Source organism: Aeromicrobium massiliense JC14, assembly GCF_000312105.1.
GTDB classification, from domain to species: Bacteria; Actinomycetota; Actinomycetes; order Propionibacteriales; family Nocardioidaceae; genus Aeromicrobium; species Aeromicrobium massiliense.
In genome coordinates this window covers 694,438-717,668 of record NZ_HE978638.1, presented here as the reverse complement: position 1 = coordinate 717,668, position 23,231 = coordinate 694,438, and the positions used below count along the sequence as shown (strand labels likewise).

Here is a 23,231-nt window from a genome sequence, read left to right as displayed (position 1 = left end):
TCAGTCGGTGCCGAGCTCCATCGCGGCCGCGTCGAGCGCGAGCGGGTCGGCGTCCGCCGACGGGTTGGCCTCGATGCGCACGGCGCCGCCGGCCGGCAGCTCGCCGAACAGCGTGCCGTTCTCGACGAGCACCTGGCCCTGGTCGAGCGGCTGCTCGGCGTACAGCTCGAGCTTGGCGCGCGAGTCGGCGATGTCGAGGTTGCGCATCGTCAGCTGGCCGATGCGGTCGGTCGGGCCGAACACCGCGTTGTCGGTGCGCTCCATCGAGAGCTTCTCGGGGTGGTAGGAGAACGCCGGGCCCTGGGTGTCCAGGACGGTGTAGTCCTCGCCGCGGCGCAGCCGCAGCGTGACGTCGCCGCTGACGACCGAGGCGATCCAGCGCTCGATCGACTCGCGCAGCATGAGCGACTGCGGGTCGAGCCAGCGTCCCTCGTACATGAGCCGGCCCAGACGACGTCCGTGCTGGTGGTAGTTGGCGATCGTGTCCTCGTTGTGGATCGCGTTGACCAGCCGCTCGTAGGCGGTGAACAGCAGCGCCATGCCCGGCGCCTCGTAGATGCCGCGGCTCTTGGCCTCGATGATGCGGTTCTCGATCTGGTCGGACATGCCCAGCCCGTGACGGCCGCCGATGGCGTTGGCGGCCATGACCAGCGCGACCGGGTCATCGTACCGGGTGCCGTCGATGGCCACCGGGCGTCCGGCCTCGAAGGTGATCGTCACGTCCTCGGCGTCGATGTCGACCGAGGGGTCCCAGAACTTGACGCCCATGATCGGCTCGACCGTCTCCAGCGAGACGTCCAGGTGCTCGAGGGTCTTGGCCTCGTGCGTGGCGCCCCAGATGTTGGCGTCGGTGGAGTAGGCCTTCTCCGCGCTGTCGCGGTAGGGCAGCTCGTGGGCGACGAGCCACTCGCTCATCTCCTGGCGACCGCCCAGCTCGGCGACGAAGTCGGCGTCCAGCCACGGCTTGTAGATGCGCAGCTCGGGGTTGGCCAGCAGGCCGTAGCGGTAGAACCGCTCGATGTCGTTGCCCTTGAAGGTCGACCCGTCGCCCCAGATGTTGACGCCGTCCTCCTGCATCGCGCGCACGAGCAGCGTGCCGGTGACGGCGCGGCCCAGCGGCGTGGTGTTGAAGTACGTGCGTCCGGCCGAGCGGATGTGGAACGCACCGCAGGCCAGGGCGGCGAGACCCTCGTCGACGAGCGGGCGCTTGCAGTCGATGGCGCGGGCGAGCTCGGCGCCGTACTCCATCGCCCGGCCCGGGACGCCGGAGATGTCCGGCTCGTCGTACTGGCCGATGTCGGCGGTGTAGGTGCACGGCACGGCACCCTTGTCGCGCATCCAGGCGACGGCGACGGAGGTGTCGAGACCGCCGGAGAAGGCGATGCCGACGCGCTCGCCGGCCGGGAGGGAGGTGAGGACCTTGGACATGCCGCACATTCTTGCACAAGTCTGCAAGAACATGCACGCCGACCCGCCGCCCCTACGATGCTGCCATGCGTCTGCTCGCCCTGCGACTCCTCGCCCTCGCCGCCGCCGTCGCGGTGGTCCTCGTGCCGGGCTGGGTCGCCTCGCTGGGCGGTGACTCGTCCCCCGCCGCCGACCCGGTCACGATCACCGACTACCGCGCGTCCTTCGACGTCGACGAGGACGGGACGCTGCTGGCCCGCGAGGAGCTGACGGCGCGCTTCCCGTCCGGACGGCACGGCATCTTCCGCTACTTCGACCTGGCCGACCCCACCGACGACGGCGCCCGGCTGTACCCGCGCGACCTCGAGGTGGAGCGCGACGGACGTCCGGAGCCCTTCGACGAGCACTGGGAGCGAGGCCAGCGCTTCCGCGTCGCGCAGATCGGCGACGCCGACACGTTCGTCGAGCCAGGTGAGCACACCTACGTGCTCACCTACCGCGTGGAGGGCGCGCTCGCACCCAGCGGCTCGGACTCCGCCGACGGCTCCGCCAGCTGGTCCAGCGACGACCCCGACCGCTCCGTCTTCTACTGGAACGTCGTCCCGGGCGGCTGGGAGATGCCGATCGAGCGGTCGACCATCGAGGTCAGCCTGCCGACCGCCCCGGACGACGTCACGTGCGCGACGGGCTGGGGCACCGCGCTCGACACCTGCGCCGAGGCGCGCGTGGACGGCTCCACCGTCACGCTCACCACCGGCGCGCTCGAGCCGCGCACGCCGGTCACGCTGCGCGCCGACCTCGACGTGCCGGCGCCCGACCGGGGCGGCCTGCCGTGGTCGGTCACCTGGGACTACTCGCTCGGACGCTCGGTGCCGCTGCTGGTGCTCGTCCTCGCGCTGGGCGCGGCCACGTTCGCCGGTGGCTACCTGTGGGAGCGCCGGGCCCGCGAGCGACGGCCCGGCTACCCGGCCATGTTCGAGCCGCCGCCCGGCCTCGGCCCGGCCCAGACGGCGTACGTGGTGGAGGAGCGCGTCCCCGACCACGCCCTCGTCGCCACGCTCATGCACCAGGCCGCCCAGGGCCTGACCCGGCTGGAGCAGACCGAGCAGGGCATGGTCGTGGTCGGCCTCGCCGAGCCCGCGGCCTGGGAGACCCAGGACCCGGTCAGCCGGCACGTGGGCGAGATGCTCGGCGTCACCACGCCGGGATCGCGGTTCGCCGCCGACGGCTCCGTCGGCGCCGGACAGGTGCTCTCGGGGCTCAAGGCGTCCGTCCGCACCGCCACGACGGGCTGGGCCACCGGCTCGGGCGTGCAGCAGCACGTCGCGTCGGAGTGGTTCGGACGGTTCGCGGTCATCGGCGCCGTCGTGCTCGCCGTCGCGCTGCCCTTCCTGGGCGTCGCCCCGCTCGTGTGGCTCGTGCCGCTGCTCGCGTTCGCCGTCGGCGGCATCGGTCTGCTCGGTCGCGGGGTCGGCACCCGCCGCACCAAGCAGGGCCGGCTGCTGTGGTCGCACGCAGGCGGCTTCCGGCGCGTGCTCACCACCGACTCGGCCGAGGCACGCTTCGACTTCAGCGCCCGCCAGGGGCTCTACACCGACTTCATCCCCTACGCGGTCGTGTTCGACGCCGCGGACGGCTGGGCGCGCAAGTACGAGCAGGAGACGGGGCAGGCCGCCCCGCTGCCCGACTGGTACTCGCCGATGCCGGGCGTCTACTGGGGCGCCGCAGGGCTGAGCGCGCTCGACTCCGCGGTCAACAGCTTCGAGACGTCGGTGTCGTCGTCGATCAACGCCTACCAGGCCACCCAGACCTCGTCGTCGTCCGGCGGCGGGTTCGGCGGCGGGGGCGGCTTCGGAGGCGGTGGAGGCGGCGGGGGCGGAGGCGGTTCCTGGTGATCGCTCGACGCCCGGCTCCCCCGTACGGAAGGATCACCCCATGATCTGGATCATCGTCATCGTCGTCGTGCTGCTCGTCCTGCTGGTCGGGATCGGCGTCGTCGGCTTCAACAAGCTGCGCACCGCCGACGTCGAGGCCCAGGAGGCCCTGGGCGGCATCGACGTCCAGCTCACCCGGCGCGCGGACCTCATCCCCAACCTGGTCAGCACGGTCAAGGGCTACGCGACGCACGAGCGCGCCGTGTTCGACGAGGTGACCTCGGCCCGCGCGGCCGCCGCCGGTGCGGCGAAGGGCGGCAGCGTCGCCGACAAGGCCGCGGCCGACGCGCGGCTCGACAACGCCATCGTCAACGTCCTGGCGGTCGCCGAGGCGTACCCCGACCTCAAGGCGTCGGCGAACTTCCAGCAGCTGCAGGCCGAGCTGTCGGACACCGAGAACAAGATCTCCTTCGCGCGGCAGTTCTACAACGACGCGGTCAGCACGCTGAACAAGCTGGTGACCACGATCCCGTGGATGTTCTTCGCCGGGCTGGCCAAGGTCGGCCAGCGCGAGTTCTACAAGGCGCCGGAGGCGCAGGCGACGCCGCCGACCGTCCAGTTCTGACACCGACGACGAAGGGGCCCCGGACCGACACGGTTCGGGGCCCCTTCCACGTGCGGGTCAGCGCAGCGTCGCGCCGGCCGCCTCGGCCGCGGCGGCCACGGCCGCCTCACGGGCGGCCTTGATCTCCTCGTCGGCGAGGGTGTGGTCGGCGGCGCGCAGGCGCAGCGAGAAGGCCAGCGACTTCCGGCCCTCGGGCAGCTGCTCGCCGGTGTAGACGTCGAACAGGCGCACCGACTCCACGAGCGGGCCGGAGGCGGCGAGCGCGTCGTGCACGACCGCGGACGGGACGTCGGCCTCGACGACCAGTGCGAGGTCCTCCTTGGCGACCGGGTACGTCGAGAACGACGGCGCCGGGCCCTGCTCGGGAGCGGCGGCCACGAGCGCGTCGAGGTCGACCTCGGCCGCGACGGTGCGCGCCGGCAGGCCCCAGTCGCGCACGACCCGCGGGTGCAGCTCGCCAGCGTGGCCGACGACCGTGCCCTCGACGACGATCGCCGCGCAGCGGCCGGGGTGCCACGGACGCACGTCGGCCGCGCGCACCTCGAGGTCGACGTGGAACGAGGCGGCCAGGGCGCGCACCGTCTCGACGGCGTCCGCCCAGGTCACCTCACGGCCCGGGCCGTACCAGCCCGGACGCTCGCGGTGGCCGGCCATGACGAGGCCGACGTGCCAGGGCTGGCGCGGCAGCGCGGCGTCCAGCGCCGCGAGCTCGTCGTCGGTCGGACGACGGTCGACGCCGTAGATCGGCGCCTCCAGCTCGCCCTCGCCGGGCAGGAACACCCGCCCGGTCTCGACCAGCGCGACGTCGGAGTGCCCACGGCCCAGGTTGAGCACCGCCGCCTTGAGCAGGCCGACGAGCAGCGTCGTCGTCATGCCCGGCTCCTCGGCCGAGAGCGGGTTCTCCAGCATCACCTGGCGGCGGCGGACGTCGGCGGCGTCCAGGCCCAGGCGGTCGAGGTCGGCCGGTCCCGCGAACGGGAACGTCTTGACCTCCACCAGGCCCTGCCCGGCGAGCACCATGCCGGCCCGGCGGCGCAGGCGCTGGGCCTTGGTGAGGCCCCGGCCGGCCGGGGCGACCGGCAGCACCGACGGCACCTGGTCGTACCCGACGACACGCAGCACCTCCTCGGCCAGGTCGTAGGGGTCGGTCAGGTCCGGACGCCACGGCGGCGGGGTGACGGCGAGCTCGTCGCCGTCGACCTCGACCGTGCAGCCGTTGCCCTCGAGCGCGGCGATCGCCGTCGCGGCGTCGATGTCGATGCCGGTGACGCGGGCCGCGAGGTCGGCACGGGCGTGGACGACCGGCTGGGCCGGCGACTCGCCGACGACGGTGACGCCCGGCTCGAGCGTGGCCCCGCCGAGCTCGACCATGAGCTGCGCGACGCGCGTGGCCGCGGCCACCGCGATCGTCGGGTCGATGCCCCGCTCGAAGCGCTTGGACGCCTCCGAGGGCAGCTTCTGGACGCGCGCGGTGCGCGCGATCGTGGCCGGGTCGAAGTAGGCCGCCTCGACGACGACGTCGGTCGTGGTGGCCGACAGCTCGACCTCCTCGCCGCCCATGACGCCGGCCAGGCCGATCGGGCCGCGGTCGTCGCAGATGAGCAGGTCGGACGCGCCCAGGGTGCGCGTGACGCCGTCGAGCGTCGTGAGCTTCTCCCCCTCGGTGGCGTGCCGCACGACGATCGGTCCGCGCAGGGCCGCCTTGTCGTAGCCGTGGATCGGCTGGCCGAGCTCGAGCATGACGAAGTTGGTGATGTCGACCGCGAGCGAGATCGAGCGCATGCCCGCACCCTCGACGGCGCGGACCATCCAGTCCGGCGTCGGACGCGTCGGGTCGAACCCGGTCACGGTGAGGGCGGTGAACACCGGGCACGCCTCGGGTGCCTCGACGGTGACCGGGTAGGCGCCCGGGCCATCCCCGGCGTGCGGCTCGAGGCCGGCCGGGTCGTGGAACGGGACGCTGAGGGCCAGGCCAGCGTCGCGGGCCACGCCACGCATCGACAGCGCGTAGGCCCGGTCGGGGTTGACCTCGAGATCGAGGATCTCCTGGTCCAGGCCGAGCAGCGCGATCGCGTCGTCGCCGGGCTCGGCGCGGCCGGGCTCCAGCACGATGATGCCGCTGGCGTCGCCGGGCAGGCCGAGCTCGGCCAGCGAGCAGATCATGCCGTCCGACACGTGGCCGTACGTCTTGCGTGCGGTGATCTCGAACCCGAGCGCCGGCAGCACCGTGCCGGGCAGCGAGACCACGACGAGGTCGCCCTCGACGAAGTTGTGCGCGCCGCAGACGATGCCGCGGCCGGCCGGCACGTCGTCGGTGGCCGGCTCGTTGTGCTCGGGGCCGACGTCGACGCGGCACCAGTTGATGGTCTTGCCGTTCTTCTGCGGCTCCTTGACCAGCGTCAGCACGCGTCCGACCACGAGCGGGCCGCTCACGCCCGACGACACGATCTCCTCGAGCTTGAGGTCGAACGCGGTCAGCCGGTCGGCCAGCTGCTGGGTGGACAGGTCCTGCGGCAGCTCGACGTACTCGCGCAGCCAGGACAGGGGTACTCGCATCAGAGCTCCACTCCGAACGCCTCGGTGAAACGGATGTCGCCGTCGATCAGGTCGCGCAGGTCCGCGATGTCGTACCGGCCGGTGATGGTGCGGTCCAGGCCGATGCCGAAGGCGAAGCCGGAGTACCGCTCGGGGTCGACGCCGCAGGCGACGAGCACCCGCGGGTTGACGACGCCGCAGCCGCCCCACTCGATCCAGCCCTCGCCGCGGCAGGTGCGGCACTGGGCCACGGCACCGGGCTCGTTGTGGCAGACGTAGCAGAGCAGGTCCATCTCGGCGCTCGGCTCGGTGAACGGGAAGTACGAGGGACGGAAGCGCGTCGTCGTGCCCTCGCCGTAGATCGCCTGGGCGAAGTGGTCGAGCGTGCCCTTGAGGTGGGCCATGGTCAGGCCCTCGTCGATGGCCAGGCCCTCGACCTGGTGGAAGACGGGCGAGTGCGTCGCGTCGAGTTCGTCGGTGCGGAACACGCGTCCCGGCACGGCGACGTAGATCGGCGGCTTGCGGGTCAGCATCGTCCGCGCCTGCACCGGGGACGTGTGGGTGCGCAGCACCATCGCTGCCTTCTCCGGCGTCACCCAGAACGTGTCCTGCATGGTGCGGGCCGGGTGGTCGGGGCCGAGGTTCAGCGCGTCGAAGTTGAGCCACTCGGCCTCGACCTCGGGGCCGTCGGCGACCTCCCAGCCCATGGCGGTGAAGATGTCGGCGACGTGCTCCTGCACGGTCGTCAGGGGGTGCCGGGCGCCGCGGGGCGTGCGGTCCCAGGGCAGCGTGACGTCGACGGTCTCGTCGGCGAGCGCGCGCTCCTCGGCCTCGGCCTCCAGGACGGTCGTGCGCGCGGCCAGCGCCTTGCTCACCGCGCCGCGGGCCTGGCCGACGCGCTGGCCGGCCTCCTTGCGCGCCTGCGGGGGCAGCGCGCCGATCTCGCGGTTGGCCAGGGCCAGCGGCGAGCGGTCGCCGGCGTGGTCGAGACGCACCTGCTTGAGCTGCTCGAGCGAGCTCGCCTCGGCGATCGCCGCGAGCGCCTCGTCACGGGCGCGCTCGACCTCGTCGGCACGCAGCGGCGTGACCTCGACGGGGTCGTACTCGGAGTTGGGGGCCGACATGGCGGACCTCTCTGCAGGACGTACGCGGGACCCGTCGATCCTAGTCGTGGCCGACGGGCGTGCGGCGCGCGGGAGCCCCGCGCGGACGCGGGTCAGTCGTGGAGCTCGACGGGCTCGGCGACCGGGAGCCAGAAGCTGATCTCCGCTCCCCCGCCCGGGGCGTCCTCGACGTCGATGTGACCGCCGTGCTGGTCGACGATGCCGCGCACGATGTACATGCCCAGGCCCGTGCCGGCGCCGGGGCCCGAGCGCCAGAAGCGGCTGAAGATGCGCATGCGCGACTCCTCGGGGATGCCGGGGCCGCTGTCGCGCACGAGCACGCGCACGCCCGTCTCGCCGTCGTGGACCTCCGGGCGCACGAGGAGCGCCCGCAGTCCCTTGCCGTGGCGCACGGCGTTCTCGACCAGGTTCGTCAGCACCTGGGTGATGCGGTCGGCGTCGCCCCACACGACCGGCACGTCACCGGTGACCTCGACCTCGCCGTCCCAGCCACTGGCCACGAAGACGCTGTCGACGACCCGCGACGCGAGCTCGTCCAGCTGCACCGGGCCGCGCCGCAGCGTCAGGCGTCCGGAGTCGATGCGGGCGGCGTCGAGCAGCTCGGTGATGAGCCGGGTCAGGCGATCGGCGTCGGCGTCGACGGTGGCGAGCATGAACTGCTTCTGCTCGTCGGAGAAGCGGTCCCACTTGGTCAGCAGGGTGGAGACGAAGCCCTTGATGCCGGTGAGCGGCGAGCGGAGCTCGTGCGCCACGGTGGCGATGAGGTCGGAGCGCTCGCGGTCGCGCTGGTTGCGGATGCGGGCGTTGCGCACGGACACCACGAGGCGCACGACGGGGCCCAGCGGCTTCTCGCGCACGAGCCGCGCGGTGATGAGGTACTCGCTGCCGCGCGGCGACCACCACGACTGCTCGGAGATGCGGGTGCGCGTGGCCAGCCCGCCGTAAGGGTCGACGCAGTCCAGCCAGGAGTGGCCGTTGAGGTCGTCGAAGGGCAGGGCGTCGGCCAGGTGCATGCCCAGCATCTCGTCGCCCTTGGCGCGCGCGAGCTGGCGCACGAACCCGTTGACGTACTCCACCCGGCCGTCGGGCCCGGCGACGATCAGTCCGTCCGGCAGCTCGTCGAGATCGACGTCAGTCACTCCGTGAACACCCCCCGTGCTCGCGGTCACGCTAGCCCACCGGAGCGCTGGGCGTAAGCGGTCGCGTACAGGCAGACGGCGGCAGCGGTGGCCAGGTTGAGGCTCTCGGCGCGTCCGTAGATCGGCACGCGGACGACCTCGTCGGCCAGGGCCCGGGTCGCCTCGGGGAGCCCCCAGGCCTCGTTGCCCATGAGCCAGGCGGTGGGACGGGCCAGGTCGAGGCCCGGCTCGTGCAGCTCGCGCTCCCCTGCCCCGTCGGCGGCCAGCACCTGGAGGCCGGCCTCCTGCAGGCTGGCCAGCACGCTCGCGGTGTCGCGGTCGCGGACGACCGGCAGGTGGAACAGGCTGCCCACGGACGCGCGCACGGCCTTGGGGTTGTACGGGTCGACCGAGTCGCCGGCCAGCACGACGGCGTCGGCCCCGGCCGCGTCCGCGCAGCGGATGACCGCGCCCGCGTTGCCCGGGTCGCGGATCTCGGCGCACACGACGACGAAGCGGACCGGCTCGGCCAGCACGGCGTCCAGCTCGGTCTCGACGAACCCGCAGCGGGCGACGACGCCCTGCGGCTGCACGGTGTCGCTGAGCGCCTCGACGACGTCCTCGCCGACGACGTGCCAGGCGACCTGCGCGTCGTGCGCCGCGGCCGTCAGGTCGGGGTGGGAGTCGGTCGCGTCCGCCGTGGCGTACACCTCGCGGACGACGCCGGGAACGCCGAGGGCCTCGCGGACGGCCTGGGGCCCTTCCGCGAGGAACTCGCGCGTCTTCTCCCTGAACGCACGAGTGGCGAGCCGCCGGGCCGTCCTGATCCGTCCGGAGCGGACGGTCAGGACGTCGGGGCTCGCCATCTCGTGCGGGTCGCGCCGGGCGTCAGGCCGCAGCGGGATCCTTGGGCGCGTTGACGTCCTCGGGCAGGCTGTTCTTGGCCAGCTCGACGAGCGCGGAGAACGCGGCCGGGTCGTTCACGGCCAGGTCGGCCAGGATCTTGCGGTCAGCCTCGACACCCGCGGCCTTGATGCCCTGGATGAAGCGGTTGTAGGTCATGCCCTCAGCGCGGACCGCAGCGTTGATGCGCTGGATCCAGAGCTTGCGGAACTCGCCCTTCTTCGCCTTGCGGTCACGGTAGTTGTAGACCAGCGAGTGGGTGACCTGCTCCTTGGCCTTGCGGTACAGGCGCGAGCGCTGGCCGCGGTAGCCCGACGCGCGCTCGAGGGTCTCGCGGCGCTTCTTCTGCGCGTTGACGGAACGCTTGACGCGTGCCATGGGGTGCTCCTTAGTGGTTCAGGGAAAGAGGATCAGAGGCCGAGCATCTTCTTGACGCGCTTGGTGTCCGCCTTGGCGACGTCCACCGTGCCGTCGAGACGACGCGTGCGCGTGCTGGGCTTGTGCTCCAGCAGGTGTCGTCGGCCGGTCTGCTCGCGACGGAGCTTGCCCGAACCGGTCTTCTTGACGCGCTTCTTCATGCCCGAGTGCGGCTTGAACTTCGGCATCTCATGCCTCCATGTCTGGGTCGAGGTTTTCGGAGCGACGACGGGGCTTCTTCGGCGTCGCAGTGGTCTTCTGGGCTTCGCGGTGCGCCTTGTCGGCGGCTTCCTCGGCCTCGCGCTCGGCGGTCTTGGCGGCGGTGGACTCGGCCTTCGCTGCCTTCACCTCGGCCTGGGCCTCGGACTTCTTCTTGTGCGGGGCCAGGACCATCGTCATGTTGCGTCCGTCCTGGCGGGCGTTGGACTCGATGAAGCCGAGGTCCTCCACGTCGCCGGCGAGGCGCTGCAGCAGCCGGTAGCCCAGCTCGGGGCGGTGCTGCTCGCGACCACGGAACATGATCGTGATCTTGACCTTGTCCCCACCCTTGAGGAACCGCACGACGTGACCCTTCTTGGTGTCGTAGTCGTGCTGGTCGATCTTCGGGCGGAGCTTCATCTCCTTGATGATGGTGTTCGTCTGGTTGCGCCGGGACTCACGGGCCTTCTGGGCGTTCTCGTACTTGAACTTGCCGTAGTCCATCAGGCGGCAGACCGGCGGGCGCGCGGTCGCAGCCACCTCGACGAGGTCGAGGTCGGCCTCCGCGGCGAGCCGCAGGGCGTCCTCGATCCGGACGATGCCCACCTGCTCGCCGTTCGGTCCGACCAGACGCACTTCGGGCACGCGGATCCGGTCGTTGACGCGCAGCTCGTTGCTGATAGGTGCCTCCAAGGTTCGATCAACAGGGTGGAGGCCGTACCAAAGAGAAAGGCCTCCGTCGAAGACGGAGGCCACCAGGACCAGGACGCCCCGAGGGACGCCCTGCACGGGCCGGACCGAATGACGCTGGTCCGGCGAGACCCTCCGGCATCTCAGCCGGACAGGTGGGAGGTGGACTCCACTTCGACAGCCAAGCGTAGCAGGGGCACCTGCCGACACGAAATCCGCCCTGTTGCACGGCCGAAACACGTCGCGACCGCGGGCGAAACCTGCCCGGCGCACGCTGGGTGCCATGACGTGGCGCGTGCGGACGACCCTGCCCGACCGGCCCGGGGACCTGGCCCGGGTCGCGACCGCCTGTGGCGACGCGGGCGTCAACATCGTCTCGATGCAGGTCTTCCCGACCTCGCCCCGGGTCACCGACGAGCTGGTCGTCACCGCCCCGGACGGCTGGGACGACCTGCGGGTGGCCGACCTGTTCGAGAAGGCCGGCGGCGAGGACGTCGTCGTGGTGCGCCTGGGCGCGTCGTCGCTCGCGGACCCCACGACGTCCTACCTGGACGCGGTGCGGCTGGTGCTGGACGAGGGACGCCCGGTCGAGGACGTGCTCGCCGAGCTGCTCGGCACCCAGCCCCCCGACGTCGCCGACTACAGCGGGCACGACGTGCTCGACCTGACCCGGCGCGACGGCACCACGCTGCGGATCAGCCGGGCCTTCGCCTTCACCCCGGTCGAGCGAGCGCGGGCGCAGGCGCTGGTGTCGCTGCTCGGCGACGCCGGCGCGGACGTGCCGCTCATCGCCCCGTCCGCGCTGGGCGACGCTCCCCTGGTGCGCGAGACGACGCTGGCCGACATCGACGCCGTGGCCGCCCTGCACGGACGCTGCAGCGTCGCGACGCTCTACCGGCGCTACGAGACGCCGCTGCGTATGCCGGTGGCCACGCGGTTCGCCCGCCGGCTCGTCCTGCCCGAGCACGGGCACGGCCTGGCCGTGCAGGTCGGGCTGGACCTCGTCGGCCACGGCGTCCTCGAGCGGGGCGACGCCGGGTGGACGCTGCAGATGCTGGTCGAGGACGCCTGGCAGGGCCGTGGCCTCGGGACGCAGCTGCTCAAGCACGCGGCCGGACGGGCCAAGGCCGAGGGGGCCGAGCACCTCACGCTGGTCAGCGGTCGCGGCAACGACACGCTGCTGCGCACGGTCGGGAACGCCGGCTTCGTCGCCCGCGTGGAGCGACGCGAGGGACAGGTGCACGTCACCGTGCCCCTGCGCGGCGTGCGCCCGCTCTAGGCCTCGCGCGACTCGACCCAGGCGAGCCCGGCGGCGGTACGCACCAGCGCGCGGCCGGCAGCGAGCTGGCGCACGTCGTCGCCGTCGATCGGCTGGAAGTGCGGGCTGGCCAGGTCGAGCAGGATCGCGTCGGCGCCCTCGTCGAGGGCGGAGATCGCGGCGGCCTGCCCCCACACCGGCACCGGCCGGGCGTCGGGGTTCCAGCGCGCCATCGTGGCCAGCGAGCTGAACGCCAGCAGGCCCTTGCGGCCGTCGGCTCCGGTCATGAGCACCGCGGCCATCTCGGCATTCTTGTCGCCCTGGCCGGGCACGTGGTCCTCGCCCAGCATCGCGACGATCGGCACGAACAGCCGGACCGAGCCGAGCACGGCGAGCACCCGGGCGGGGTCGCCGAGCGCCTCGGCGAGCTCCGGGTAGACCTCACCGTCGTCGCCGGGGAACGCGGGCTCGGCCAGCGAGGGACGGTGGGTCATCGGACCCGGCTCCGCAGCCAGGCCACCGACTCGGCGGCGGCCGCGCCGTCGCTGCCCTGGATGGCGAACAGCATGACCCGCTCGTCGTCCTTGGTGACCAGCGTCGGCCAGGGGGCGCCGGAGTTCATGGCGAACCCCGCGACGTCCGACCAGGGCACGTGCCGGGTGCGGAAGCCGTTGGTGACGTGCAGCGCCTCGTCGTCCACGACGACCTTGCTGCGTCCGATGGCGTGCAGGCCGGCGAGCACGCCGACCAGCAGCAGCGCCATCGTGACGACCTCCGAGACGTGCCACTCGACGAAGTCGGGCAGCGCCACGCCGATGAAGGCCGACAGGACGACGACGAGCACCGCGACGACGTAGGCCACGACGCGGGCGCCCACCGGACGGAACGTGCGGGTCGGGGCGGCCATCGTCAGATCCGGCAGCTCAGGATGTCGGTGACGAGAATGCCTCGGCCGCCGAGGGCGTAGAGGTCGTCCATGACGCGCTGGCTCGCCTCGCGCGGCACCATCGAGCGCACCGCGACCCAGCCCTCGCGGTGCAGCGGGGACACCGTCGGCGACTCGATGCCGGGGGTCAGCTCGACCGCCTTCTCGACGTGCTCGACGCGGATGTCGTAGTCCATCATCACGTAGGTCCGCGCGACCAGGACGCTGTCGAGGCGGCGCTTGAAGGTGCCGTAGCCGGCCGGCTCGTCGGCGCCGGTGCGGGTGATGAGCACCGCCTCCGACGACAGGATCGGCTCGCCGAAGACCTCCAGGCCGGCCTGGCGCAGCGTGCTGCCGGTCTCGACGACGTCGGCGATCGCGTCGGCGACGCCGAGCCGGATGGACGACTCGACCGCGCCGTCGAGGCGGACGACCGAGGCGTCGATGCCGCGCTCGGCCAGGTACGGCTGCACGATGCCGGGGTAGGACGTGGCGATGCGCGCGCCGGCGAGGTCGCGGACGTCGCTCATCGCGCCGGCCGGGGCCGCCCAGCGGAAGGTCGAGCCGCCGAAGCCGAGGGACGCCTGCTCCGTGGCGTTCGCGCCGGAGTCGAGCAGCAGGTCGCGGCCGGTGAGGCCGACGTCCAGGGTGCCCTCGCCGACGTAGATGGCGATGTCGCGGGGACGCAGGTAGAAGAACTCGACCTCGTTGTCGGCGTCGACGGCGACGAGGTCCTTGGAGGTGCGGCGCTGGCGGTAGCCCGCCTCGGTCAGCATGAGGGAGGCGGCCTCGGCGAGGGCTCCCTTGTTGGGGACGGCGACCTTGAGCATCAGATTCCTTGCGGTAGAGGGGTGCGGTCGGTGACGGGGGTCAGCCCCTCACAGATGCGCGTACACGTCCTCCAGCGAGATGCCGGCGGCCAGCATCATCACCTGCGCGTGGTAGAGCAGCTGGCTCAGCTCCTCGGCCGTGCGCTCCTTGCCCTCGTGCTCGGCGGCCATCCAGGACTCGGCGGCCTCCTCGACGAGCTTCTTGCCGATCTGGTGGACGCCGGCGTCCAGCTCGGCGACGGTGCGCGAGCCCTCGGGACGGGTGGCGGCCTTGTCGGCCAGCTCGGCGAACAGCGTGTCGAAGGTCTTCATAGCGCTCACGATCCTAGGTCGTCAGCCGACGCGACGGAGCAGCGCCCACGTGGACAGCGCCGCCTCGACCGCCTCGCGGCCCTTGTCCTCGCGGCTCTCGGGCAGGCCCGCGCGGTCGATCGCCTGCTCCTCGGTGTCGCAGGTCAGCAGGCCGAAGCCGACCGGGACGCCGGTGTCGAGCGCGACGCGAGCCAGGCCGTCGGTGGCCGCCGCGCACACGTACTCGAAGTGCGGGGTGCCGCCGCGGATGATGACGCCCAGCGCGATGACGGCGTCGTAGCCGTGCTTGGCGTAGGCCTGCGCGACGAGCGGCAGCTCGAACGAGCCGGCGACGCGCACCAGGTGCGCGTCCTCGACGCCGGCGTCGGCCAGGGCGCGCTGGGCGCCCTCGACCAGGCCGTCCATGACGACGTCGTGCCAGCTCGAGGCGACGATCGCGACGCGCGCGTCCTTCGCGTCGACGGTCAGGGTGGGTGCGCCGGCACCGCTCATGTGAGGTCCTCCAGGTCGGTCAGGTTGGGAAGGTCGTGGCCCATGCGCTCGGCCTTGGTCTGCAGGTAGCGCAGGTTGTCGACGGTCGGGCGGACGACGAGCGGCATCCGCTCGGCGACCTTGACGCCGTACTGCTCGAGCGCGGTCTGCTTCAGCGGGTTGTTGGTGAGCAGGCGCACCGAGTCGATGCCGAGGTCGCGCAGCACCTGCGCGCCGGCGGCGTAGTCGCGGTCGTCCTCGCCGAAGCCGAGCTCGAGGTTCGCGTCGACGGTGTCGCGTCCCTCGTCCTGCAGCGCGTAGGCCTGCAGCTTGTGCAGCAGGCCGATGCCGCGGCCCTCGTGCCCGCGCAGGTAGATGACGACGCCCGCGCCCTCGGCGGTGATGGCGGCCATGGACGCCTGCAGCTGCGGACCGCAGTCGCAGCGGTGCGAGCCGAAGACGTCGCCGGTGAGGCACTCGGAGTGCAGGCGGGTGAGCACGCCCTCGCGGCCCAGGTCGCCGTGGACGAGCGCGATGTGCTCGGCCCCGCTGACCCGGTCGCGGTAGCCCAGCGCGGTGAACTCGCCGAACTCGGTGGGCAGGCGGGTCGTGGCCAGACGGTCGACCTGGCTCTCGTGCAGCCGGCGGTAGACCTGCAGGTCCTCGATCGAGACCAGGGCCAGGCCGTGCTCGTCGGCGAACTCGCGCAGCTGCGGGGCGCGCATGAGCGTGCCGTCGTCGTTCATGACCTCGCCGATGACACCGGCGGGGGTGAGCCCGGCCAGGCGGGCGAAGTCGACCGCGGCCTCGGTGTGGCCGGGACGCTCCAGCACTCCCCCGGGCTTGGCGCGCAGCGGCACGATGTGGCCCGGCTGCACGAGCTCGAACGGCTCGGTGGCCGAGTCGGCCAGCATCCGGCAGGTGCGAGCGCGGTCGGCGGCCGAGATGCCGGTCGTCACGCCGTCGCGGGCGTCGATCGAGACGGTGTACGCGGTGCGCAGCGGGTCGCGGTTGTGCGGCGTCATGAGCGGGATCGCCAGCCGGTCGAGGATCTCCCCCACCACCGGCGCGCACACCAGGCCGCTGGAGTGGCGCACCAGGAACGCCATGAGCGCCGGCGTCGCCTTGCTCGCGGCGAAGATGATGTCGCCCTCGTTCTCGCGGCCCTCGTCGTCCACGACGACGATCGCCTTGCCGTCGCGGACGTCCGCGATGGCGCGCTCGATGCTGTCCAGGCGCACGTTCTCGTGCTCGCTCATGCGTCCGCTCCCTTCTGCGCGGCGAGGAGCCGCTCGACGTACTTGGCCAGGACGTCCACCTCGAGGTTGACGCGGTCGCCCGGCCGACGGGTGCCCAGCACGGTGTCGGCGAGCGTCACCGGGATGAGCGAGACGGAGAACCAGGGTCCGTCGGGGCCCTCGTCCTGCACGTCGACGACGGTCAGCGACGTGCCGTCGACGGTGATGGAGCCCTTGGGCACCAGGTAGCGAGCCAGGTCGGCCGGGACGCTGAACCGCACGACCTCCCAGTGCTCGCTGGGGGTGCGGTCGAGCACGCGTCCGGTGCCGTCGACGTGGCCCTGGACGACGTGTCCGCCCAGGCGCTGCCCGGCGGCGACCGCGCGCTCGAGGTTGACCTCGTCGCCCACCGCCAGGTCGCCGATGGACGTCTTGTCGAGCGACTCGCGCATGACGTCGACGGCGAAGCTCTCGGCGTCCGGCTGGTCCACGACGGTCAGGCAGCAGCCGTTGACCGCGATGGAGTCACCGTGGGCGGCGTCCGAGACGACCTTGGGGCCGCGGAGCACGAGGCGGACGGAGTCGCCCAGGTCGTCGATCGCGACGACCCGGCCCTTCTCCTCCACGAGTCCGGTGAACATCAGTCCATCTCCTCCCGGGGCGCGCGCTGCGGGCGCCCGACGATGCGGATGTCGGGACCGACGCGGGTGAGGTCGTCGATCTCGATGGGGCGCAGGTCGGCCAGCGTCGTGGCCTCGCCCTCCAGGGCGGCGCGACCGGAGCCGAGCAGCGCGGGGGCGATGTAGCCGATGACGCGGTCGACCAGGCCGGCCGCCCAGAACGCGCCGGCCAGGCGGGGGCCGCCCTCGAGCCAGGCGTGGTGGACGCCGTGGTCGCGCAGCTTCGCCAGGACGACCTCGGGGTCGCGCGACTGCACCATGAGCGTCGGCGCGACCCGGTCGAAGACCCGGTAGTAGCGCGGGATCGTGGTCTCGCCGACCACGACGCGCAGCGGCTGCTGGTCGTAGGGCAGCGGCATGTCGTCCTCGTCGCGGACCGTGAGGCGCGGGTCGTCGGCCAGCACGGCGCCGGTGCCGGCGACGATCGCGTCGCACTCGGCACGGAAGCGCTGCACGTCGCGGCGCGCGGCCGGGCCGGTGATCCACTTGCTGGTGCCGTCGGGCGCGGCGCTGAGCCCGTCGAGGGTGGCGGCGTACTTCCAGGTGACGAACGGACGTCCCTGGGTGACGGCGTGCGTCCAGGCCCGGTTGAGCTCGGTGGCCTCGTCGGCGAGCACGCCGCCGACGACCTCGACCCCCGCGGCCTGCAGCGCGGCCGCTCCCCCGGCGGCGACCGGGTTGGGGTCGGACTGGGCGTAGACGACGCGGGCGACGCCGGCGTCCAGCAGCGCCTGGGTGCAGGGGCCGGTGCGGCCGGTGTGGTGGCACGGCTCGAGCGTGACGACGGCGGTGGCGCCGCGGGCGGCGTCGCCGGCCTGCGTCAGCGCGTCGACCTCGGCGTGCGGGGTGCCCGCGCCGCGGTGGTGGCCAACGGCGACCTGCGTGCCGTCGGGCGACAGGATCACGCAGCCGACCCGCGGGTTGGGCAGGGCACGCGGGATGCTGCGCGCGGCCTCGAGGGCGCGCCTCATCGCCTGCTGCTCGACGTCGGTGGCGGTGGCCATCGGTCCCTCCGGTCGCGATCGGGCGCGCGGACTCCGGGACCTCGGTCGGGGACGTCCGGGACAGCCCGGACGTCGACGACCGCGTGCACCTCCCATCCGGACTTTCACCGTCGGTACCGGAATCCCACCGGTTCAACCGCACGTCCTGGGACGTGCGGGTCGCGGACTGTCACCGCCGGCTCGGAATTGCACCGACCCCGGAGCACGCGAGCGTGAAGCTCGTTACGCCGGTGAGTCTAGCCCGTCGCCCCAGGCGGTCGCCGGGCGTCTCGTCAGGTGGCTCATCGAGCCCCGGAGCGGTGACCTGGCAACGTCACGCCGCGGCCAGCGGTGACCTGGCAACCGTGTGGACCCCCGATCCGGTTGCTACGTCACCACTCCTGCGAGCGATCGGCGGTCAGCCGTGGGTGCAGGCGGCGACGGCCTTGTCGCGCAGGGCGGCGACCATGGCCTCGGGGTCGTCCGCGCCGAACACGGCCGAGCCGGCCACGAAGACGTCCGCGCCGGCCTCGGCGCAGCGCTCGATCGTCTCGAGCGAGACGCCGCCGTCGACCTGCAGCCAGACCTCGCCTCCGGAGCGCTGGATGAGCTCGCGGGTGCGGCGGATCTTGGGCAGGCACAGGTCGAGGAACTTCTGCCCGCCGAAGCCGGGCTCGACGGTCATGACGAGCACCATGTCGAGCTCGGGCAGCAGGTCGGCGTACGGCTCGATCGGCGTGGCCGGCTTCAGCGCCATGGACGCGCGGGCGCCCTGGGCGCGGATCTCGCGGGCCAGGCGGACGGGCGCCTGCGCCGCCTCCACGTGGAAGGTGACGCTGCCGGCGCCGGCCTCGACGAACTGCGGCGCCCAGCGGTCGGGCTCCTCGATCATCAGGTGCGCGTCGATCGGCTGGTCGGCCGCCTTCGCGAGCGCCTCGATGACCGGCGCGCCCAGCGTCAGGTTGGGCACGAAGTGGTTGTCCATGACGTCCATGTGCAGCCAGTCGGCGCCGGGGATGCGCGCGGCCTCGGCGGCGAGGTTCGCGAAGTCGGCGTTGAGCAGGCTGGGGGTGATCTGGATGCCCATGCGCCGGAGCCTAGCGGTGCCTCGCCCTTGCGCTCAGCGTGACGTTGTGTACGCCTTCCTCGGCGTGTCGCGTACACAACGTCACCCTCAGCGAGGAGGTGAGCCCCTACGCGGAGGTGCGGCGCAGGACGGCGGCGAACATCGCGTCGGTGCCGTCGACGTGCGGCCACCAGCGCCGGACGTCCTCGAGCTCGGCGACGCCGGACGCGGTCGCGGCCTCGACGACGCCGACGGTCTCCTCCGGGTGCGGCGAGCAGGTCGCGTAGACCACGACGCCACCAGGTCGGACGAGCGACAGCGCGCGGCCGAGCAGCTCCACCTGCAGCGTCACCAACTCGGGGACGTCCTCGGCCCTGCGCCGCCAGCGCGACTCCGGCCGGCGACGCAGCGCCCCCAAGCCGGTGCACGGCGCGTCGACGAGCACGCGGTCGAACGAGCCCGGCTCCCACGGACCCTCGCGTCCGTCGTGCACGGTGACCTCGACGTCGGGCAGCTGGCGGACGGTCTTGCGGACCAGCTCGGCCCGGTGCTCCTGCGCCTCGTTGGCGACCAGGTGGGCACCGCGCTGGGCGGCGATCGCGCCCAGCAACGCAGCCTTGCCACCGGGACCGGCGCAGAGGTCGAGCCACCGCTCGTCGCGGCCCTCGACCACGGCGTCCACGGCGGTGAGGGCGACCATCTGCGAGCCCTCGTCCTGCACGCCGGCGCGCCCGTCGCGGATCTCGGGCAGGTCGCCGGGCACGCCGCCGTCGAGCACGCGGGCGTACGGCGACAGCTTCCCGGGATCGCCCGGCAGGGCGTCCGGCTCGACGAGCCCCGGGCGGGCCACGAGCGTGACGCGCGGGGACGCGTTGTCGGCCTCGAGCAGCGCGGTCAGCTCGGCGCGGTCGCGACCACCGACCTCGAGCGCCCGCCCGAGCGCCTCGACCATCCAGGCCGGGTGCGACTCGACGACGGCCAGCCGCTCGGTCTCGGACAGCCCGGCGCCGACGAGGTCCAGCCAGTCGCCCAGTCCGCGCCGCGCGACCTTGCGCAGCACCGCGTTCACGAACGCGGTCGGCTTGTGCCCGACCTGGCGGCGGACGAGGTCGACCGTCGTGGACACCGCGGCGTGCGACGGCACCCGCATGCTCAGCAGCTGGTGCGTGCCCAGCCGCAGCGCGTCCAGCACCGGCGGGTCGATCTTGGCCACGCCCTGCTTGGCGACCTGGTCGAGGACCGCGTCGTACGTCCCGCGCCGGCGCAGCGTGCCGTGCACGAGCTCGGTGACGAGCGCGGCGTCGCGTCCGGTCAGCCCGCGCTCGGTGAGCATCGCCGGCAGGACGAGGTTCGTGTAGGCGTCGCGCTCGTCGACGGCACGCAGCGCCTCGAACGCGGTCAGCCGGGCCAGGTCGACGCTCATCGGGACTCTCCTCGCTCGCGGGTCATCAGACGAGCCTCGCATCCGGGCCGAGCGAGACGCCGCGGCCCCAGTCGGCAGCGACCATCCGCTTCTTGCCGTGGGCCTGCAGCTCGCCCAGGACGACGTCGGTCGTGCCCGTGCCGACCCGCACCTCGCGCTTGCCGACGCTCAGGCGTCCGGGCTCGAGCGTGCGCTCGTCGCTGACCGTCACCGGGCCGAGCTTGATGCGCAGCGGCTCGTCGTCGCCCTGCTCCAGCATGGTCCACGCACCGGGGGCGGGCGTGCAGCCGCGGACCTGGCGGTCGATCGCGAACGCCGGACGCGTCCAGTCGACGCGGGCGTCGCCGGTGGTGAGCTTCGGGGCGTAGCTGACGCCCTCCTCCTGCTGGGCGATCGGCGAGATGTCGCCGTCCTCGACGTGGTCGAGCGCGTCGACGAGCAGCCGCGCTCCCCCGTCGGCCAGCCGGGCGAGCAGGTCGCCGGCGGTGTCGGTGTCGCGGATGCGCTCGGTGATGACGCCGAGCACCGGGCCGGCGTCGAGCTCCTGCACGATGCGGAAGACGGTCGCGCCCGTGACCTCGTCACCGGCCATCAGCGACCACTGCACCGGGGCGGCGCCTCGCCAGTTCGGCAGCACCGAGAAGTGCAGGTTGATCCAGCCGTGCTGCGGGACGTCGAGGGCGTCCTGCTTGAGCAGCGCACCGTAGGCGACGACCGGGCAGCAGTCCGGCTCGAGCTCGCGCAGCCGGTCCATGAACGCCGGGTCGGACGGCTTGGCCGGCTTGAGCACCTCGATGCCGAGCTCGCGGGCGCGGGCGGCGACCGGCGACTCCTCGAGGCGGCGGCCGCGGCCGGACGGGGCGTCGGGACGGGTCACGACCGCGACGACCTCGTGGCGACTGGCGACGAGCGCCTCCAGGGCTGGGAGGGCGGTGTCCGGGGTGCCGGCGAAGACGAGTCTCACCCGGGCGAGCCTAGTCGGCGGTCCCCCATCCCATCCCGGGGCGGTCGGGCGTGCTCCTGCCGGGTGGCGGTGAACGAGCGTCCACCTCGGAGCGTCCGCTGGACGCATGCTCACCGCCACGCCGTCCGCGTGGACGCCAAGTCACCGCCCGGGAGCGGAGGACGGTCAGAGCGCGAGCGGGTCGACCTGGACGCGCACGGGCGGCAGCTTGGCGGCGCTGCGCTCGGCCTGCACCTGGCGCAGCGCGGCGGACAGCGCCAGCCCCTGCGACCTGGGTGCACGCAGCACGAGGCGCTCGGCGTCCTCGGACAGCGGCACCGGCCCGAGCACCTCGGTGTCGGGCGTCCAGGGGCGCGCGGCGAGCGCGGCCAGCACCTCGGGCGGACCGTCGACCGTGGCCAGCCGCGACGTCGGCGGCAGGTGCACCTCGGCCCGGTCGGCGAGCTCGCGCTCGACGACGGCGACCGGGTCGGCCCGCACGAGCGCCTGCAGCTCGGCCGGCTCCCCCACGACGACCGCGCGAGCACCGGGTCCGGCGAGGGCCAGCGCGTTGAACCAGCGCCGGTGCGCCTCCTCGAAGACGCGGACGTCGTCGCGGCTCAGCGCCAGCCAGGTGTCGAGCAGGACGACCAGCGCGTAGCCGCCCTCGACCGCCGGCTCGGCGCCCGGCGTGGCCAGGACGAGCGTGCGGCCGCGCTCCACCTGCGACAGCACCGTCGCGCCGCCGGACGTCACGACCTCACGGTCGTCGAAGGCCCGGGCGACCTCCTCGGCCGTGCGCAGCGCACCGACGACGGGCGAGCGCAGCCGGCCCGAGCCGCACACCGTGCACGTCCAGGGCTGCTCGACGGTGCCGCACCAGCGGCACGCGACGGGCGCCCGGGCCGAGCCCTGCGCGAGCGGTCCCTGGCACGCGCGGCAGCGCGCCGGCGTCCGGCAGTCCTGGCAGGCCAGCGACGAGCGGTAGCCGCGGCGCGGCACCTGAAGCAGCACCGGCCCGTCGGCCTGACGGATCGCGCGGAAGACCGCGTGCGGCAGCCGCGCGGGCGCGCCGCCCGCGACCGAGCCGTCGGTGACGTCGACCCGGGGCCACGCGGCCCGGCGCTCGTCGCGGGACGCCGACAGCTCGCGGCACCACCCGCTGGCGACCAGCGCCTGGGCCTCGGTGCTGCGGGCGTACGCACCGAGCAGCACCCCCGCGTCCGCCTGCGCGGCCCGGGTCAGTAGCACCTCACGCACGTGCGCGTACGGGGCGCGCGGCTCGACGAGCAGGTCGTCGCCGTCGTCCCAGCAGGCCACGAGGCCGAGGTCGCGCACCGGGGCGTACGCGGCGGCGCGGGTGCCGACCACGACCTTCACGGCCCCGCGGGCCAGCGCCAAGAACGAGCGGTAGCGGGCGGCCGGCTTCTGCGCGGCGGTGAGGACGACGTGGTGACCCTCCCCCAGCACGGCGACGAGGGCGGCGTCGACGCGAGCGACGTCACGGGCGTCGGGCACGACCACCGCCGCACCGCGCCCGGAGCGCAGCGTCGCGAGCACGGCGTGGGCCAGGGCCGTCTCGGGCGCGGAGCCCGGCAGCGCCGACCAGACCGCGCGCGGCGCCTGGCCGGACGCCAGCGCCGCGAGCATCGACTCGCCCCCGGCGTACGGCGCCCAGGCGGCGGCGTCCGGCTCGGGCAGCTCGCCGGCGACTGACCCGGACTCCTGCGCCTCGGCGCGGGCATGACGCGGCGGCACCGCGAGCCGCAGGACGTCGGCGAGCGTGCCCGCCCAGCGGTCGGCCACGGCGCGGGCCAGCGTCAGGACCTCCGGGCGCAGCACGGGCTCGGGCGACACAACCTTGGCCAGGAACGCGAGCCGGTCGTGCTCGGACGTCGCGACCCGCTCGACCAGGAAGCCGTCGACGAGGCGTCCGGCGAAGCGCACCTTGACCCGGCAGCCGGGCACGGCCCGCTCGTCGAGGTCGGCCGGCACGCGGTAGTCGAAGAGCCGGTCGAGATGGGCCAGCGGGGTGTCGACGGCGACCCGCGCGACCGGCAGCTCGGCCGCCGGCTCGGGCTGCGGCTTCGCCGGCGCCGCCGGCTTCGCGCGCGGAGCCGGCGGCTTGCGCGGGGCGGGAGCCGGGACGAGCGACAGCTGGTCGGGGTCGTCGGCGTCGCTCACAGGGGTGTTTCTACCAGGGCGCACCGA

23 protein-coding genes and 1 riboswitch are annotated in these 23,231 nt (G+C 73.5%); of the genes, 3 read left to right on the top strand and 20 right to left on the bottom strand.

The window, feature by feature from the left end; all coding sequences use genetic code 11:
* On the bottom strand, positions 1–1,428 hold the full coding sequence (gene argG, locus HGAM_RS16305) for an argininosuccinate synthase (protein ID WP_019146572.1): 1,428 nt from the start codon (positions 1,426–1,428) through the stop codon (positions 1–3).
* Positions 1,429–1,493: 65 nt separating this feature from the next.
* Between argG and HGAM_RS16300 the strand changes: the two genes are divergently transcribed.
* Positions 1,494–3,302, top strand: coding sequence for a DUF2207 domain-containing protein (locus tag HGAM_RS16300; RefSeq protein ID WP_019146571.1), 1,809 nt, complete (start codon positions 1,494–1,496; stop codon positions 3,300–3,302).
* A 40-nt stretch (positions 3,303–3,342) separates the two neighbouring features.
* Positions 3,343–3,906, top strand: coding sequence for a LemA family protein (locus HGAM_RS16295; RefSeq protein ID WP_019146570.1), 564 nt, complete (start codon positions 3,343–3,345; stop codon positions 3,904–3,906).
* Positions 3,907–3,963: 57 nt separating this feature from the next.
* Here the strand turns inward: HGAM_RS16295 and pheT are convergent, their stop codons facing one another.
* The 7 genes from pheT to infC form a co-directional block, all read right to left on the bottom strand.
* Positions 3,964–6,462 (bottom strand): phenylalanine--tRNA ligase subunit beta, encoded by a 2,499-nt coding sequence (gene pheT / locus HGAM_RS16290; protein ID WP_019146569.1) that lies wholly within the window; start codon positions 6,460–6,462, stop codon positions 3,964–3,966.
* Complete coding sequence (gene pheS / locus HGAM_RS16285; RefSeq protein ID WP_019146568.1) at positions 6,462–7,565, bottom strand: phenylalanine--tRNA ligase subunit alpha; 1,104 nt, start codon at positions 7,563–7,565, stop codon at positions 6,462–6,464. The genes pheT and pheS overlap by 1 nt, the downstream gene beginning before the upstream one ends.
* A gap of 92 nt (positions 7,566–7,657) precedes the next feature.
* A complete protein-coding gene (locus tag HGAM_RS16280) occupies positions 7,658–8,704 on the bottom strand; it encodes a sensor histidine kinase (protein ID WP_019146567.1) in 1,047 nt (348 codons plus the stop codon).
* Between the two features lie 26 nt (positions 8,705–8,730).
* On the bottom strand, positions 8,731–9,549 hold the full coding sequence (locus tag HGAM_RS16275; RefSeq protein WP_019146566.1) for a TrmH family RNA methyltransferase: 819 nt from the start codon (positions 9,547–9,549) through the stop codon (positions 8,731–8,733).
* Between the two features lie 22 nt (positions 9,550–9,571).
* On the bottom strand, positions 9,572–9,964 hold the full coding sequence (gene rplT, locus HGAM_RS16270) for a 50S ribosomal protein L20 (RefSeq protein WP_019146565.1): 393 nt from the start codon (positions 9,962–9,964) through the stop codon (positions 9,572–9,574).
* Positions 9,965–9,996: 32 nt separating this feature from the next.
* A complete protein-coding gene (gene rpmI / locus HGAM_RS16265; RefSeq protein WP_019146564.1) occupies positions 9,997–10,191 on the bottom strand; it encodes a 50S ribosomal protein L35 in 195 nt (64 codons plus the stop codon).
* Position 10,192: 1 nt separating this feature from the next.
* Entirely contained in the window at positions 10,193–10,894 is a 702-nt protein-coding gene (gene infC / locus HGAM_RS16260; RefSeq protein ID WP_020692365.1) for a translation initiation factor IF-3, read from the bottom strand.
* Positions 10,895–11,174: 280 nt separating this feature from the next.
* Here infC and HGAM_RS16255 point away from each other — a divergent pair, with 280 nt between their 5' ends.
* Complete coding sequence (locus tag HGAM_RS16255; RefSeq protein WP_019146562.1) at positions 11,175–12,170, top strand: GNAT family N-acetyltransferase; 996 nt, start codon at positions 11,175–11,177, stop codon at positions 12,168–12,170.
* On the opposite strand, the gene HGAM_RS16250 is transcribed toward HGAM_RS16255, so the two are convergent.
* From HGAM_RS16250 to HGAM_RS16195, 12 genes are all read right to left on the bottom strand, one after another.
* Entirely contained in the window at positions 12,167–12,643 is a 477-nt protein-coding gene (locus HGAM_RS16250) for an SseB family protein (RefSeq protein ID WP_019146561.1), read from the bottom strand. The genes HGAM_RS16255 and HGAM_RS16250 overlap by 4 nt on opposite strands.
* Positions 12,640–13,056: a PH domain-containing protein gene (locus HGAM_RS16245; RefSeq protein WP_020692364.1), complete on the bottom strand. Its 417-nt coding sequence runs from the start codon at positions 13,054–13,056 to the stop codon at positions 12,640–12,642. The genes HGAM_RS16250 and HGAM_RS16245 overlap by 4 nt, the downstream gene beginning before the upstream one ends.
* Positions 13,057–13,058: 2 nt before the next feature.
* Positions 13,059–13,904: an ATP phosphoribosyltransferase gene (gene hisG / locus HGAM_RS16240; protein ID WP_019146559.1), complete on the bottom strand. Its 846-nt coding sequence runs from the start codon at positions 13,902–13,904 to the stop codon at positions 13,059–13,061.
* A 48-nt stretch (positions 13,905–13,952) separates the two neighbouring features.
* Entirely contained in the window at positions 13,953–14,216 is a 264-nt protein-coding gene (locus HGAM_RS16235) for a phosphoribosyl-ATP diphosphatase (protein ID WP_019146558.1), read from the bottom strand.
* A 21-nt stretch (positions 14,217–14,237) separates the two neighbouring features.
* Positions 14,238–14,708, bottom strand: a complete 471-nt coding sequence (gene ribH, locus HGAM_RS16230) for a 6,7-dimethyl-8-ribityllumazine synthase (protein WP_019146557.1) — start codon at positions 14,706–14,708, stop codon at positions 14,238–14,240.
* The gene (locus HGAM_RS16225) at positions 14,705–15,946 is read right to left on the bottom strand and encodes a bifunctional 3,4-dihydroxy-2-butanone-4-phosphate synthase/GTP cyclohydrolase II (protein ID WP_019146556.1); all 1,242 of its coding nucleotides are present in this window, start codon (positions 15,944–15,946) and stop codon (positions 14,705–14,707) included. Before HGAM_RS16225 ends, ribH begins: the two co-directional genes overlap by 4 nt.
* Complete coding sequence (locus HGAM_RS16220) at positions 15,943–16,566, bottom strand: riboflavin synthase (protein ID WP_019146555.1); 624 nt, start codon at positions 16,564–16,566, stop codon at positions 15,943–15,945. The genes HGAM_RS16225 and HGAM_RS16220 overlap by 4 nt, the downstream gene beginning before the upstream one ends.
* Complete coding sequence (ribD, locus tag HGAM_RS19835) at positions 16,566–17,609, bottom strand: bifunctional diaminohydroxyphosphoribosylaminopyrimidine deaminase/5-amino-6-(5-phosphoribosylamino)uracil reductase RibD (RefSeq protein WP_019146554.1); 1,044 nt, start codon at positions 17,607–17,609, stop codon at positions 16,566–16,568. The genes HGAM_RS16220 and ribD overlap by 1 nt, the downstream gene beginning before the upstream one ends.
* An 80-nt stretch (positions 17,610–17,689) precedes the next feature.
* Positions 17,690–17,818: riboswitch (FMN riboswitch) on the bottom strand.
* Positions 17,819–18,006: 188 nt separating this feature from the next.
* Positions 18,007–18,675: a ribulose-phosphate 3-epimerase gene (gene rpe / locus HGAM_RS16210; RefSeq protein WP_019146553.1), complete on the bottom strand. Its 669-nt coding sequence runs from the start codon at positions 18,673–18,675 to the stop codon at positions 18,007–18,009.
* Positions 18,676–18,781: 106 nt separating this feature from the next.
* Entirely contained in the window at positions 18,782–20,077 is a 1,296-nt protein-coding gene (locus tag HGAM_RS16205; RefSeq protein ID WP_019146552.1) for an RsmB/NOP family class I SAM-dependent RNA methyltransferase, read from the bottom strand.
* A gap of 25 nt (positions 20,078–20,102) precedes the next feature.
* Positions 20,103–21,041 (bottom strand): methionyl-tRNA formyltransferase, encoded by a 939-nt coding sequence (gene fmt, locus HGAM_RS16200; RefSeq protein WP_019146551.1) that lies wholly within the window; start codon positions 21,039–21,041, stop codon positions 20,103–20,105.
* A 165-nt stretch (positions 21,042–21,206) separates the two neighbouring features.
* Positions 21,207–23,204, bottom strand: coding sequence for a primosomal protein N' (locus HGAM_RS16195; protein WP_019146550.1), 1,998 nt, complete (start codon positions 23,202–23,204; stop codon positions 21,207–21,209).
* Positions 23,205–23,231: the final 27 nt, after the last annotated feature.

Coding starts and splice junctions, on each gene's coding strand:
- HGAM_RS16205 (WP_019146552.1), bottom strand. CDS start 20,077: ATGAGCGTCGACCTGGCCCGGCTGACCGCGTTCGAGGCGCTGCGTGCC.
- pheS (WP_019146568.1), bottom strand. CDS start 7,565: ATGTCGGCCCCCAACTCCGAGTACGACCCCGTCGAGGTCACGCCGCTG.
- HGAM_RS16225 (WP_019146556.1), bottom strand. CDS start 15,946: ATGAGCGAGCACGAGAACGTGCGCCTGGACAGCATCGAGCGCGCCATC.
- HGAM_RS16300 (WP_019146571.1), top strand. CDS start 1,494: ATGCGTCTGCTCGCCCTGCGACTCCTCGCCCTCGCCGCCGCCGTCGCG.
- ribD (WP_019146554.1), bottom strand. CDS start 17,609: ATGGCCACCGCCACCGACGTCGAGCAGCAGGCGATGAGGCGCGCCCTC.
- HGAM_RS16250 (WP_019146561.1), bottom strand. CDS start 12,643: ATGACCCACCGTCCCTCGCTGGCCGAGCCCGCGTTCCCCGGCGACGAC.
- HGAM_RS16235 (WP_019146558.1), bottom strand. CDS start 14,216: ATGAAGACCTTCGACACGCTGTTCGCCGAGCTGGCCGACAAGGCCGCC.
- HGAM_RS16255 (WP_019146562.1), top strand. CDS start 11,175: ATGACGTGGCGCGTGCGGACGACCCTGCCCGACCGGCCCGGGGACCTG.
- pheT (WP_019146569.1), bottom strand. CDS start 6,462: ATGCGAGTACCCCTGTCCTGGCTGCGCGAGTACGTCGAGCTGCCGCAG.
- rpe (WP_019146553.1), bottom strand. CDS start 18,675: ATGGGCATCCAGATCACCCCCAGCCTGCTCAACGCCGACTTCGCGAAC.
- HGAM_RS16275 (WP_019146566.1), bottom strand. CDS start 9,549: ATGGCGAGCCCCGACGTCCTGACCGTCCGCTCCGGACGGATCAGGACG.
- HGAM_RS16220 (WP_019146555.1), bottom strand. CDS start 16,566: ATGTTCACCGGACTCGTGGAGGAGAAGGGCCGGGTCGTCGCGATCGAC.
- HGAM_RS16295 (WP_019146570.1), top strand. CDS start 3,343: ATGATCTGGATCATCGTCATCGTCGTCGTGCTGCTCGTCCTGCTGGTC.
- HGAM_RS16245 (WP_020692364.1), bottom strand. CDS start 13,056: ATGGCCGCCCCGACCCGCACGTTCCGTCCGGTGGGCGCCCGCGTCGTG.
- hisG (WP_019146559.1), bottom strand. CDS start 13,904: ATGCTCAAGGTCGCCGTCCCCAACAAGGGAGCCCTCGCCGAGGCCGCC.
- ribH (WP_019146557.1), bottom strand. CDS start 14,708: ATGAGCGGTGCCGGCGCACCCACCCTGACCGTCGACGCGAAGGACGCG.
- argG (WP_019146572.1), bottom strand. CDS start 1,428: ATGTCCAAGGTCCTCACCTCCCTCCCGGCCGGCGAGCGCGTCGGCATC.
- rpmI (WP_019146564.1), bottom strand. CDS start 10,191: ATGCCGAAGTTCAAGCCGCACTCGGGCATGAAGAAGCGCGTCAAGAAG.
- rplT (WP_019146565.1), bottom strand. CDS start 9,964: ATGGCACGCGTCAAGCGTTCCGTCAACGCGCAGAAGAAGCGCCGCGAG.